This is a genomic window from Cellulosimicrobium sp. G4 BAM 1002 (genome assembly GCF_057126935.1).
The window spans coordinates 2,001,296-2,014,432 of sequence record NZ_CP182109.1; the positions used below are offsets into that span (position 1 = coordinate 2,001,296).

Below are 13,137 nucleotides of genomic sequence, written 5' to 3' on the forward strand. Positions count from 1 at the left end.
GCAACCCGGCGGTGACCGCCCGGGGACGGCGACGGGGACGGTGCGGGACGGCGCGACGGCGTTCGGCGGCTACGGTGGGGCCGTGACCGTCTGCGCCGTCGTCCTGCCCGGCAGCCCGCTCCTCGTCCCCGGAGCAGCGGGGCGGGCCGTCGTGCTGCGCGACGTCCGGGACGCGGTGCTCGCGGCGCTGCGCGAGCTCGTCGCCGACGCCCAGCAGGTGGTCGTCGTGGCGATGGGGCACGACGCCGTCCGGGACGTCGTGCGGGGACCCGCGCGCGCCTCCCTCGCTGCGGCAGGCGTGCCCGACACGCGCATCGACGACTCCTGGCTCCGGCCGACCCGGACCGACGCGCCGCGCGTCGCCGGCCTGGCGGCGTCGGTCGCCCTGCTTGCACTGTCCGCTGCGGGGTGGGCGGGACCCGTCGACGTCGTCGAGGTCGGCGCCCGCGCAGCCGACGACGACACGGACGACGCGAGCCGCACCGGGTCCCCCCGCGAGCGCTGCCGTGCGCTGGGCGAGGAGCTGCGTCGTCGGGGTGCGCGCGTCGTCGTCGTCGAGGACCCGCGCTCGAGCGCGGTGACCGCGGTGCTCGAGGGGGTGGTCGACCCGGCGTGGGAGGTCCACGCGGACGTATTGACCGGGGAGCACGAGGAGCGGGCGTACGAGGTGCGGCGCTTCACGCACCGCACCTCGTCGTCCACGCAGGCCGCGAACGTCAGTCGCTGAGGGCCGCCGCGACGGTCCCCGCCTCCTGGTCCCGCCCGAGCGTGCGCAACGCCGCGACCAGGTCGTTCGCGACCGTCGCGCGCAGGGGCTGGTCGTGCACGATCGCGAACCCCTCCATCGCCGACTCGAGCAGGTCGACCGCAGCCACTTCGTCGCCCTGCTCCCGGCGTGAGCGTCCCGCGAGCCAGAACGCGTGCGCCGCGTCGCCGACCTCTCCCGCTCGCGCGAACTCCTCGGCCACCGCCTCGGCGAGCGTGGCCGCCTCGTCGAGGTCGCCGGCCGTCGCGAGCAGCCGGGCCCGGGTGTCGCGCAGCTCGCGCCGTTCACGGGCCTGCGCGGCCGCGTCGCGCTCGACGAGGTCGGCGGCGCGCTCGACCTCGTCGGACCCGTCGGCTGCGTCCAGGTCGGTGAGCGTGCGGTCGACCTGGGCGAGAGCCACGCCGACGTCGCCGCGACCGGCCGCCACCCGGGCGAGCGCCCGGACCACGGGGCCGACGTAGCGGGCCGGGACGCCGCCGGCTCGTGCGAGCGCGATCGCCCGCGCGAACGCGGGCGCCGCCCCGGCGTCGTCGCCTTCCGCCGCGGCGAGCTGCGCGGCCTCGGCGAGCGCGAAGCCCGCCCGGTCGAGGTGCCCGTCCGTCTCGAGGAGCGCGGACGCTCGGCGCAGGAGCCGCGCCGCTCGGACCGGGTCGGCCGCCGCGACGTCGTCCGCGAGGGCGAGCAGACCCTCGGCGTCGTCCGGCTCCGTGCTCGCCGGACCGGCCGTCTCCTGAGCCGGGACCGCCGCTCCCGTGGAGCCGTCCGCCTCCGCCGTGGCCGTCGGCGCGGTGCCCACCGCGGTCGGCTCGGGGCCCAGCACCGACAGGTCGAGGGGCACGACCGCGCCGGAGCGCTCCCACGCCGCTGCGAGCCGCGCGGACGCCGCGTCGGTCCCGTTGCGCACGTCGAACGCGCGGGCGAGGGCGAGCGCCTCGCGCCGCACCCAGTCGTCGAGCTCGGCGAGCGTGGACGCGGGCACCTCACGGAGGCGTAGCGGCGCCTCACCGTGGTCGGGCCGCAGGGTCCGTGTCGCGACGCCGACGCTCGTGAGGAAGCCCAGCCGCTCGCCGGGCGAGTCCGCCTCGAGGAGGAACGACTGGTGCTCGACGAGGAGGCGCAGGACGCGGTCCGCGTTGCCGGTGCGGGCGAGGAACTCGAGGTGCCGGCCCTTCGGTCCGGTCATGGCCACCCCGTTGTCGAGGTGGCGCTGCCCACGGCGGTGCGTACGCGCCGCCGCCTCGAGGTCACGGACCTCGAGATAGGCGAGCTGGAGGTGCGACAGCATGTCGCCCGGCTCGGTCGCGCACGACGGCGAGCCCTCGAGCACCCGCTCCAGCAGCCGGATGCCCTCGTCGTGGCGGCCCGTCTCGAAGAGGTACGCCGCACGGTCGCCGGGCTGGCACGCCTCGCACTGCGAGTACTCGTCACGGGGGGTCGCGACCCACGCGAGGTAGGCGTCCTCGACGTCGGCCGTGCCGCGCTCGCGGGCCCACTCGAACCGTTCGAGGGCGACGGCGTTCGTCCCGTTCCCCGCGAGGGCGTAGCGGTGCGCCATGTCGTCGAGGGTGCGCTCGATCTGGCTCGCCGGGACGTCCGGGAACTCCATGAGGTGCCCGACCATCCACTTGAACGACCAGAACAGGGAGTGCGCGTCGTCGGCGTCGAAGTGCTCCGGGTGCTCGTCCCACCAGCGCAGCATCTTGGTGAACGGCAGGTACGCCTTGGCGACCTCGCCACCCCAGACGTACGACTCGACGAGGACGAACAGCGCGTACGCGCGCGCGCCGTGCGGGCCCTCGGCCTCGATGCGCTCCACCTCGGCGGCCGCGGCCGTGGAGCGGGCGAGGCCGTAGGGCATCCGCCGGACGTCGTAGAGCGCGGCGTTCGCCTGGTCCACGGACCGGGTCATGAGATCTCCTCGTCGGTGTCCTGATCAGGGTGCTCGGAGGCCGCACCGCGCTCCCGGCCCCCGTCGGGGCCGACGGCGCGCGGACCGAGGGCTCGCGCGAGCAGCAGCGTGAGCGAGTCGTTCATGACGTCCGCCTCGGCGGCCTGCAGCGCCTTGCCCGACGCGAGCAGCGCGGTCACGTACAGCGAACGCACGCCGGCGCCGCGCACGTCCTCCTCGGGCGACGCGAGGAGCGCCCGGACGGTGTCGTTCGCGTCGTTGAGCACGAGCTGCCGCGCGCGGGCCGGTGCGCTGAGCCCGGCCACGATCCCGCCCCACAGGTCGTCGGTCTCGGCGACGCGAGCCGCCTCGCGTGCGTGGTCGCCGTCGCGGTCGTGGAGGAGCATCGCCGGCAGCGCACCGGGCTCGAACCGCCGCAGCGCGACGTCGCAGTCCTGGTCGGCGAGCGCGTCCCCGAGCGAGGCGAGCGCGTCCGCGACCTCGAGCTCGCGCAGGGGCTCGACCTCGTCGAGGACGTGCGCGACGTCGTCGGACGTCGCGGGGACGAGCCGCCACCCGGGGAACCGTGCCGCGACCCGGGCCAGCAGGTCGGCGTCGTAGACGTATCCGCCGTTGACGACGGGCAGGCCCTGCGCGGCCGCGACCGGGGCGATGCGCCGGAACTCCTCGACGCTGGTCGTGAACAGCAGCCGCCCGTCCGGGTGGGCGCGCGCCAGGTCGGCGAGCGTCCCCGTCCCGGCCGTGGTCTCGAACGGCAGCACGCGTGCCGCGACGTCGAGCATCTCGTCGTCGGTGAGGGCGAGCGCGCGGACCGCGAGGTGATGGGTCTCGAGGAAGCGTCGCGACAGGACCGAGTCGGTCTCGAGGGTCTCCAGCAGCCACCGGCGGACCTGGGCGCCCAGCGCGTCCCGCGTCGCGAGCAGGACCTCGTCCTCGTACAGGCCCTCGCGCGACGCGGTCGGCCGCAGCACCGACGCGTCGAGCACGCACCGCACGAAGAAGGCCCACGGCGGCAGCAGGTCGTCGACGGCGCTGCCGAGGAGCATGCGCTTGAGGTACACGCGGTGCCGGGCCGTCGTCGTCGGCGGGACCGCGGCCGGCAGCACGTAGGCGACCCCGGACAGCCCCGCCAGGGGCAGGTCGAGGTCGATGCGCGCGAGCGGCGTGAACCCGAGCGTGCGCTCGCCGTAGGCCAGGAGCGCGGCGTCGCGCGCTGCGGTGGTCGCGTGGGGCGCCTGCCACGGCAGCTCCTCGCCGCTGAGGCGGCGCAGCGCGACATCGGGCTCGCCGACGCCCGACGTGTCGTCGAGACGTGTCTCGACCAGCACCTCCACCGGCAGGAGCGACCCGAAGTCCTGCGCGAGCGCGACGACCGTCTCCGGGGCGAGCCAGTGCTCGGTGTCGCGCCGGGGGAGCAGCCGCACGACGCTGCCCGCCTCCACGGGTGCCGCAGGGTCGTCGGGCGCGAGCTCGACGAGCTCGTACCGGCCGTCGGCGCGTCCGCGCCAGCGCACCGGTGCGGCGGGCCGCCCCTCGGCGTCGACACGGGCCGAGCGCGAGACGAGCTCGATCTCGTCGGCGACCATGAACGCCGAGAGCAGGCCGATGCCGAACTGGCCGAGGAACTCCTCGCGCCCGGTGCCGAGCTCGACGTCCCGCTTGGAGCTCCTGCCGATCGTGGCGAGGAGCTCGCGCGCCTCGTCCCTCGTCAGGCCGACGCCCGTGTCGCGGACCTCGAGGCCACCGCCCGTGAGCGGACGCAGGAGGATCCGGGCAGGCACCTGCGCGGCCCCGAGCGCGGCGCGAGCCGTGATCGCGTCGACGCCGTTCTGCAGCAGCTCGCGGAGGTAGACGCGGGGGCTCGAGTACAGGTGCCGCGCGAGGAGGTCGACGACGCCCCGCAGGTCGACCTGGAACGCGGCACTCGCACCGGCGACGTCGGTTCCCGCCGCGCTACGACCGGCGTCCTCGCTCGGCTCGTGCGCCGCGCTCACCGCGGGTCGACGTCGGTGCCGGCGCCGGTGTCGACACCGGCGCCGTCGGCGACGGCCTGGGCGGCCGTGTCCGGGAACCGCTCGTCGAGCAGGTCGAAGAACTGCAGACCCGTGAACAGGCCGCACTCGACCAGCTGACCGAGCTGGTCGTCGGCGACGCCGAACTCCAGGTCGGTGGCGACCTCGGTGTACACCGCGAGCTCGTCGCCCTCCACGCGGCCGTAGACCTTGGGCCAGATCTTGTCGCGGTTGAACTCGTTGGCGACGAGCGCGACCTGCGCCCCGGCCGCGGCGGGCAGCGTGCGGTGCCAGCGGCCGCGGACCTGCAGGATCTCCTCCTTCTCGCCCATGAGGAAGAAGAAGAACACCTTGCCGTCCCAGTTGCCCCCGAGGTCGCCGTCGGAGTCGACGAAGAACCGCCAGTCGCGGCTCGTGAGGAACGCCTGGATCCGCTCGCGCGACAGGGGCGCGTTCTGCGTCGTCGGGGCGTCGTCCGGCTTGGTGAAGAAACCCATGGCTCGAGTCCTTGTCGTCTGCGTGTCGGTCGGGCGGCGCGCGCCCGGGCCCGTGCCCCGACGTGCACGGACACCCTATGCAACGCCACCGACACCCCGCGGCGTCGGCAGGGCCGGACGGTACCGTTGCGCGGGTGAAACCCGAGCACGACCCGACCGTCCGCGCTCCCGCGCGCCTGTCCTCACCAGGAACCGCGACGGGCGACCGGCCCACGGACGGACGTCGCGTCGTCGTCGCCGTCGTGGGGCCGACGGCGACGGGCAAGTCCGACCTCGCGCTCGACCTCGCCGAGCGCCTGTCGCTGCCGGGCGCGCCGGCCGAGATCGTCAACGCCGACGCGTTCCAGCTCTACCGCGGCATGGACGTCGGCACCGCGAAGGTGCCCCCGGACGAGCGGCGGGGGGTGCGCCACCACCTGCTCGACGTTCTGGACCCGGACGAGGACGCCTCGGTCGCGCGCTACCAGGAGCAGGCCCGGAGCGCGCTCGACGAGATCGACGCCCGCGGCGCCCGCGCGGTCGTGGTCGGCGGCTCGGGGCTGTACGTACGAGCCCTGCTCGACGACCTGCGCTTCCCGGGCACCGACCCCGACGTGCGGGCGGCGCTCGAGGCGCGCGCCGAGACCGGGGGCGCGCGGGCGCTGCACGACGAGCTCGCGCGGCGCGACCCCGCGGCGGCTGCGAGCATCGGACCCTCGAACACGCGCCGGATCGTGCGGGCGCTCGAGGTCATGGAGCTGACCGGCGAGCCGTTCAGCGCGAACCTGCCGCGCGAGGTCTACGTGCGACCCACGGTCCAGATCGGCCTCGACTGCGACCGTGCGGTCCTCGACGCGCGGGTCGCCGGGCGCGTCGAGCGGATGTGGTCGCACGGGCTCGTCGACGAGGTGCGCCGGCTGGAGGCGGCGGGCATGGGGCGCACCGCGCGCCGCGCCGTCGGGTACGCCGAGGTGCTCGCGTACCTGCACGGCGAGAGCGACGAGGCGACGGCCCGCGAGGCCGTGACCGCGAACACGCGGCGCCTCGCGCGCAAGCAGATGGGCTGGTTCGGGCGCGACCCGCGCGTCCACTGGCTCGACGCGCAGTCACCGACGCTCGAGACCGACGCGCTCGCCGTCGTGCGCGCCGCCGACGCCGCTGCGGCGGCCGGTCCGCCGCACGGAACCGAGCCGGACGAAGCGGACAGGCCAGCGCGCGTCCGCCGTAGTCTGGGCTCATGACGCGCACCCGGTTCACCAAGGGCCACGGCACCCGCAACGACTTCGTCCTGCTCGCGGACACCACGGGCGAGCTCGACCTCACGCCCGAGCTCGTGCGCGCCCTGGCGGACCGTCGTGGCGGGATCGGCGGCGACGGCGTCATCCGGCTCGTCCCGACCGCGCTCGTACCCGAGTCGCGCGACGTGCTCGCCGAGGACCCGCACGCCATCTGGTTCATGGACTACCGCAACGCCGACGGCTCGGTCGCCGAGATGTGCGGCAACGGGGTGCGGGTGTTCGCCGCGTTCGCCGAGCGCCTGGGCCTCGTGAGCTTCGCGGGCGGCACCGAGGTCCAGGTCGGAACGCGCGCGGGCGTGAAGCGCGTGCGCAAGGAGGCGGACGGCTGGTTCGCCGTCGACATGGGCCCGTGGTTCCTTCCGGGCGGCCGCCCGGCGCTGCACGACGGGTACGACGCGACCGTCGTGGTCCGGGGCTGGGACGTCCCGCGGCCGGCGCTGAGCGTCGACCTCGGCAACCCGCACACCGTCCTCGCCGTCGCACGCGAGGACGTGCTCGAACGTGCCGACCTCACGGCGGCGCCGGTCGTCGAGCCGCACCCGGCGCACGGGACCAACGTCGAGCTCGTCGTGCCGCTGGGGGAGACCACCGCCGACGACGGCACGGTCGTCGGCCGCGTGCGCATGCGCGTGCACGAGCGCGGGGTCGGTGAGACGCCGTCGTGCGGCACCGGTGCGTGCGCGGCGGCGCTCGCCGTGCGGGTCTGGGGCGGCCCGGACGCGCCCGACACCTGGCTCGTGGACGTCCCCGGAGGTTCCGTCCGGGTCCGGGCGCTCGAGGGCGACCGGGTCGAGCTCGCCGGGCCCGCGGAGCTCGTGTACTCGGGCGAGGTGGACCTCGGCGCGCTCGTCGCGCCGGTCGAGCCGGTCGTCCTGACGGCCGGCGAGGCCGGGGAGCAGGTCGCCGCGACCGCCACCTCCGAGGACGTGCCCGTGGCACCGGCGCACGACCGGTCGACGGCGACGGAGACAGCGGCAGCGACCGCACCGTCGTCGAGCGGTCCCGGGACGACGAGCGACCAGGACGCGCAGGCCTCCGTCTGACGACGGTCGTAGGCGGCCGTGCGCGGCTCAGGCCGGGGCGCGGACCTCGAGGACGCGGAATCCCTTGGCGCTCGCGGCCCGCTCGACGCTCGCGCCGGGAAGGAGCGGCTGCAGGTGCTCGGCGAGCCAGCGCTGGAGCGAGTCCGAGCCGAGGTTGCGCTGCACCACGAGGTGCGCGACCGCGCCCGGCGCGAGGCGCGGGAGCCAGTGCAGGAGCATCGCGTGCAGCGCCTCCTTGCCGACGCGGATCGGTGGGTTCGACCACAGCGCGGCGAAGGCGACGTCGTCGGGCACGTCGTCCGGCGTGACCGCACGGACGTTGGTCAGCCCGAGGCGCTCGGCGTTGCGGCGCACGAGGTCGAGCGCGCGCTCGTTGACGTCGACGGCCCACACGGTCGCGGCGGGTGCCTCGATCGCCATCGTCAGGGCCACCGGTCCCCAGCCGCACCCGAGGTCGAGCACCTGCGCGGGGGCGCTGCCGCCGCGAGCGGAGAGCACGTCGTCGAGCGCCGGGACCGTGCGGAGCAGCACCTGCGTGCCCAGGTCGAGCCGCCCGGGGGAGAAGACGCCGGAGGCGACCTCGACCTCGACGTCGCGGCCCGCGAGGCGCACGGAGATCGTGCGCCGCTCGGCGGCGGACGCCGGCTGCGCCGTGAAGTAGTGGTCGTGCTCGTCGGTCACGACGGGTGATCCTACGCGGCACCCGTGGAATCCGGTGGCTCCGGGACGATTTCCCGTGCCACGCTTGTTCTAGCACCGGGCGCACGAGCGTCCAGCACCGACGGAAGGCGGCACATGACCCAGACCCCAGCGAACCCCACCGCGGCTCAGGACGAGCCGACCGGCGTGACGCGGGACATCGCGAGCGACGTCGTGGCACGGGTGCTCGCTCGGGCCGGGACGGCGCGCGCCGAGGGCGGCACGGTCCACGCAGAGCACGACGGCGAGCAGCTCGAGCTCGCGGAGCGCAGCGCGCTGCGGCGTGTCGCGGGCCTGTCGACCGAGCTCCAGGACGTCACCGAGGTCGAGTACCGGCAGCTGCGCCTCGAGAAGGTCGTGCTCGTCGGGCTGTGGAGCCCCGGCTCCGACCCGCGCGAGGACGGCGCGCCGTCGTCCGCGGAGGAGGCGGAGATCTCCCTGCGCGAGCTCGCGGCGCTCGCCGAGACCGCGGGCTCCCAGGTTCTCGACGGCGTCATCCAGCGGCGCGCCAAGCCCGACCCGGGGACCTATCTCGGGTCCGGCAAGGCCGTGGAGCTGGCCGACGTCGTCGCGGCGACGGGCGCGGACACGGTCGTCATCGACGGCGAGCTCGCACCCTCGCAGCGGCGTGCCCTGGAGGACATCGTCAAGGTCAAGGTCATCGACCGGACCGCGCTGATCCTCGACATCTTCGCCCAGCACGCCAAGTCACGGGAGGGCAAGGCCCAGGTCGAGCTCGCCCAGCTCGAGTACCTCCTGCCGCGCCTGCGCGGCTGGGGCGAGTCGATGTCCCGCCAGGCCGGTGGCCAGGTGGGCGGCGCCGGGGCGGGCATGGGCTCGCGCGGACCCGGTGAGACGAAGATCGAGCTCGACCGGCGGCGCATCCGCAACCGCATGGCCAAGCTGCGCCGCGAGATCCAGGCCATGGCGCCGGGTCGCGAGACGAAGCGCGCGTCGCGCAAGCGGCACGCCGTCCCCGCCGTCGCCATCGCCGGGTACACCAACGCCGGCAAGTCCAGCCTGCTCAACGCGATCACGGGCGCGGGCGTGCTCGTCGAGAACGCCCTGTTCGCGACGCTCGACCCGACGGTGCGCCGCACGCGCACCGAGGACGGGCGCGTCTACACGCTCGCCGACACCGTCGGCTTCGTGCGCGCGCTGCCGCACCAGCTCGTCGAGGCGTTCCGCTCCACGCTCGAGGAGGTCGGGCAGTCCGACCTGCTCCTGCACGTCGTCGACGCGTCCCACCCCGACCCGGAGGGCCAGATCGCGGCCGTCCGCCACGTGCTCGCCGACATCCCGGGCGTCGAGGACGTGCCGGAGGTCATCGTCCTCAACAAGGCCGACGTCGCGGACCCGGAGACGATCGCGCGCATCCGTCGTCGTGAGCGGCGGACCGTCGTCGTCTCGGCGCACACGGGCGAGGGCATCGCGGCGCTGCGCGAGCTCATCGCGCTCGAGCTGCCGCGCCCCGACGTCGCGATCGACCTCGTCGTGCCCTACAGCCGCGGCGACCTGGTGCACCGCGTGCACACCGAGGGCGAGATCGACCACGAGGAGCACACGCCCGAGGGCACGCTCCTGCGCGGCCGGGTCGCCGAGGCGCTCGCGGCCGAGCTCACCGGAGCCGCGGCCGGCGTCTGACGCACGCAGGACGACCCCGGGCCGTTGACGCCGACCCGGGGTCGTGCCGTGCTCGCTCCCCGGGGGTGTCCACAGGGCCCGACCCAGCGTCGGTGCGCGACCGTAGACTCGGCGGGTGCCCCCCTCCCGTGCCTCCGCCCGACCCGTCGTGGACCACACCGACCGAGCGGACGACGCCGGGCCGGACGACGGCCCGGCGGCGACGGCGTCCGTGCCGGAGGTCGACGCGCTCCTCGACCTCGCGGTCGGGCGGCTCGGGGGAGCGCGACGCGATGGGCAGCACGCGATGGCCGCGGCGGTCACCGCGGCGATCGAGGGCACCGAGCACCTCGTCGTCCAGGCCGGCACCGGCACCGGCAAGTCGCTCGGCTACCTGGTCCCCGCGGTACGGCACGCGGTGGCGACGGACGAACGCGTCGTCGTCTCGACGGCGACCCTCGCGCTCCAGCGCCAGGTGATCACACGCGACCTCCCGCTCGTCGCGGACGCCATCGCCGACCGCCTCCCGCGCCCCGCCTCGATCGCCCTGCTCAAGGGGTGGCACAACTACCTGTGCGTGCACAAGATCGCCGGCGGCTACCCGGTCGACGAGCCCACGCTGTTCGACCTGCCCGGCGAGTCCGCCGGCGCGGCGGACCACCCGGCCGCGCGGGGCGGGACGAGCGCGGCGGCGCTCGGCGAGCAGGTCGTGCGCCTGCGGGAGTGGGCCGACGAGACGGCGACCGGAGACCGCGACGACCTCGTGCCGGGCGTGAGCGACAAGGCCTGGCGCCAGGTGTCGGTGACCGCGCTCGAGTGCCTCGGCCAGCGGTGCCCGCTGCTCGCGGAGTGCTTCCCGGAGCGCGCACGGGCCGCCGCGCGCGAGGCCGACGTCGTCGTGACGAACCACGCGATGCTGGGCATCGCGGCGATGGGCTCACCCGGAGTCCTTCCCGAGCACGACGTGCTCGTGGTCGACGAGGCGCACGAGCTCGCCGACCGCGTGACCGCCGCGGCGACGGTGGACCTCTCCGTGCCCGCCATCGAGAGCGCCGCCCGGCTCGCACGGCGGCACGCCGGGGTGCAGACCGACGCCCTCGACGCGGCGTCGGCGGCGTTCGGGACGGTCGTCGGCGCGCTGCCGGCCGAGCGCTTCCCGGACGGGCTGCCGGAGGACGCGCGCACGGCCGTGGCGGCCGTGCGCGACGCCGCGCGCGAGGTGCTCTCGTCGCTCAAGCCCGAGACGGGCGTCACGAAGCCGGCACAGCCCGACACCGGTCTCAAGATGGCGCAGTCGACCATGCTCCAGCTCTTCGAGATCGCCGAGCGCATGGCGGCCGACCCCACCGGACACGACGTGCTGTGGTGCTCGCGCCCCGGGGAGGGCGGGTGGTCGGCCGACCGGTTCGGGGAGGGCGCGAGCCGCCTGCACGCCGCGCCCCTCGGCGTCTCCGGGCTCATCCGGACCCATCTGCTCGCGGAACGCACGGGCGTCTTCACCTCGGCCACGCTCGCGCTCGGCGGGACGTTCGACCCCGTCGCCCGGACGTTCGGGCTGGGTGGCGCAGACGGCGAGAAGGAGGACGCGCCGCGTTGGCGCGGCCTCGACGTCGGCAGCCCGTTCGACTACGCGCGCCAGGGGATCCTCTACGTCGCGAAGCACCTGCCGACCCCGGGTCGCGACGCGGCGACGGAGCACCAGCTCGACGAGATCGCCGCGCTCGTCGAGGCCGCCGGCGGTCGGACGCTCGGGCTGTTCTCGTCCCGGCGCGCGGCGGTCGCGGCGGCCGAGGCGATGCGCGAGCGGCTCGACGTGCCGATCCTGTGCCAGGGCGACGACCAGCTCCCGACGCTCGTCAAGGAGTTCGCCGCCGACCCGGCGACGTGCCTCTTCGGCACGCTGTCGCTGTGGCAGGGGGTCGACGTGCCGGGACCGTCCTGCCAGCTCGTCCTCATCGACCGGATCCCGTTCCCCCGCCCGGACGACCCGGTGAAGTCCGCGCGCGCCCGAGCCGTGGAGGCCTCGGGCGGGAACGGGTTCATGCAGGTCTCCGCCACGCACGCGGCGCTGCTGCTCGCGCAGGGCGCCGGGCGGCTCGTGCGGTCCACCCAGGACCGCGGCGTGGTCGCGGTGCTCGACCCGCGCCTGGCCACCGCGCGCTACGGCACGTTCCTCACGCGCTCGATGCCGGGCTTCTGGCAGACGACCGACCGCGACGTCGCCACCGCTGCGCTGCGGCGCCTGGTCACCCTAGGCTGAGGTCTCCGACCGACTTCACGGAGGCGAGATGACCACGAGCACGTCCGGGCAGGACAGCGAGGGCGCGACGACGGGAGGTTCCGGAGGGGGAGGCGCGCGGACCACGAAGCTCGCGATCGTGGGCGCTGGCGCCGTCGGGTCGACGCTCGCCTACGCGGCGCTCATGCGTGGCGCGGCGCGGACGGTCGCGCTGCTCGACGTCAACCGCGCCAAGGTCGAGGCCGAGGTCCTCGACCTCCAGCACGGCATCCAGTTCATGCCGATGGCCCGCGTCGAGGGCTCCGACGACGTCGCGGTGTGCGCGGACGCCGACGTCGTCGTGGTGACGGCGGGCGCCAAGCAGAAGCCCGGCCAGACGCGGCTCGACCTCGCCGAGGCCACCATCGGCCTCGTCCGCAAGATCTTGCCCGGGCTGGTGGAGGTCGCACCCGACGCGACCTACGTCATGGTCACGAACCCGGTCGACATCGTCACGTACGCCGCGCTCAAGATCTCCGGCCTGCCCCCGCAGCAGCTGTTCGGCAGCGGGACGGTCCTCGACTCGTCACGGCTGCGCTTCCTCGTCGCCCAGCACTGCGGGGTCGCGGTGCAGAACGTGCACGCCTACGTCGCCGGCGAGCACGGCGACACCGAGATCCCCCTGTGGAGCTCCGCCACGATCGGTGGGACACCCCTGCTGGAATGGCGCGGGATCGGCGGTGCGGGGCCGCTCACGGCGGAGGTTCGGGCAGAGATCGCGCACGAGGTGGTGCACTCGGCCTACCGGATCATCGAGGGCAAGGGGGCGACGAACTACGCCGTCGGCCTCGCCGGCACACGGATCATCGAGGCCGTGCTCGACGACGAGCACCGCATCCTGCCCGTGTCGACGCTGCTCGCGGGCGACTACGGCATCGAGGACGTGTGCCTGTCGTTGCCGACGCTCGTCGACCGGCGTGGGGCCGTAGAGCGCGTGGAGGTTCCCCTGTCGGGCGAGGAGCTCGCGGGACTGCACGCCTCGGCCGACTCGCTGAGGGCCGTCGCACGCCGCTTCGGGCTCTGAGCGCCCGAG

At 75.2% G+C, this 13,137-nt stretch carries 9 protein-coding genes and 1 pseudogene; 6 read left to right on the plus strand and 4 right to left on the minus strand.

Features of this window, described 5'->3' with window-relative positions:
• The first annotated feature begins 82 nt into the window (after window positions 1–82).
• Complete coding sequence (locus ACMXGY_RS08990; RefSeq protein WP_483776497.1) at window positions 83–727, plus strand: hypothetical protein; 645 nt, start codon at window positions 83–85, stop codon at window positions 725–727.
• Here the strand turns inward: ACMXGY_RS08990 and ACMXGY_RS08995 are convergent.
• Genes ACMXGY_RS08995 through ACMXGY_RS09005 form a run of 3 tightly spaced genes read right to left on the minus strand, consistent with a single transcriptional unit; the run spans window position 717 to window position 5,184 of the window.
• A complete protein-coding gene (locus ACMXGY_RS08995) occupies window positions 717–2,675 on the minus strand; it encodes a hypothetical protein (RefSeq protein WP_483776498.1) in 1,959 nt (652 codons plus the stop codon). The two genes, ACMXGY_RS08990 and ACMXGY_RS08995, sit on opposite strands and share 11 nt — an antisense overlap.
• On the minus strand, window positions 2,672–4,669 hold the full coding sequence (locus ACMXGY_RS09000) for an HSP90 family protein (protein ID WP_483776499.1): 1,998 nt from the start codon (window positions 4,667–4,669) through the stop codon (window positions 2,672–2,674). The genes ACMXGY_RS08995 and ACMXGY_RS09000 overlap by 4 nt, the downstream gene beginning before the upstream one ends.
• On the minus strand, window positions 4,666–5,184 hold the full coding sequence (locus ACMXGY_RS09005; protein ID WP_483776500.1) for a type III secretion system chaperone family protein: 519 nt from the start codon (window positions 5,182–5,184) through the stop codon (window positions 4,666–4,668). The genes ACMXGY_RS09000 and ACMXGY_RS09005 overlap by 4 nt, the downstream gene beginning before the upstream one ends.
• Before the next feature lie 134 nt (window positions 5,185–5,318).
• On the opposite strand from ACMXGY_RS09005, the gene miaA reads away from it, so the two are divergent.
• Both miaA and dapF read left to right on the plus strand, forming a co-directional pair.
• The gene (miaA, locus tag ACMXGY_RS09010) at window positions 5,319–6,404 is read left to right on the plus strand and encodes a tRNA (adenosine(37)-N6)-dimethylallyltransferase MiaA (RefSeq protein ID WP_483776501.1); all 1,086 of its coding nucleotides are present in this window, start codon (window positions 5,319–5,321) and stop codon (window positions 6,402–6,404) included.
• Window positions 6,401–7,300: pseudogene (dapF, locus tag ACMXGY_RS09015) on the plus strand (diaminopimelate epimerase); the annotation flags it as partial. The gene miaA and the pseudogene dapF, both read left to right, overlap by 4 nt.
• 231 nt (window positions 7,301–7,531) lie before the next feature.
• Here dapF and ACMXGY_RS09020 read toward each other — a convergent pair.
• Window positions 7,532–8,185: a class I SAM-dependent methyltransferase gene (locus ACMXGY_RS09020; protein WP_483776502.1), complete on the minus strand. Its 654-nt coding sequence runs from the start codon at window positions 8,183–8,185 to the stop codon at window positions 7,532–7,534.
• Window positions 8,186–8,299: 114 nt separating this feature from the next.
• Between ACMXGY_RS09020 and hflX the strand changes: the two genes are divergently transcribed.
• From hflX to ACMXGY_RS09035, 3 genes are all read left to right on the plus strand, one after another.
• On the plus strand, window positions 8,300–9,847 hold the full coding sequence (gene hflX / locus ACMXGY_RS09025; RefSeq protein ID WP_483776503.1) for a GTPase HflX: 1,548 nt from the start codon (window positions 8,300–8,302) through the stop codon (window positions 9,845–9,847).
• A 115-nt stretch (window positions 9,848–9,962) separates the two neighbouring features.
• Window positions 9,963–12,086 (plus strand): ATP-dependent DNA helicase, encoded by a 2,124-nt coding sequence (locus ACMXGY_RS09030; protein WP_483776504.1) that lies wholly within the window; start codon window positions 9,963–9,965, stop codon window positions 12,084–12,086.
• Window positions 12,087–12,114: 28 nt separating this feature from the next.
• The gene (locus ACMXGY_RS09035; protein WP_483776505.1) at window positions 12,115–13,128 is read left to right on the plus strand and encodes an L-lactate dehydrogenase; all 1,014 of its coding nucleotides are present in this window, start codon (window positions 12,115–12,117) and stop codon (window positions 13,126–13,128) included.
• Window positions 13,129–13,137: the final 9 nt, after the last annotated feature.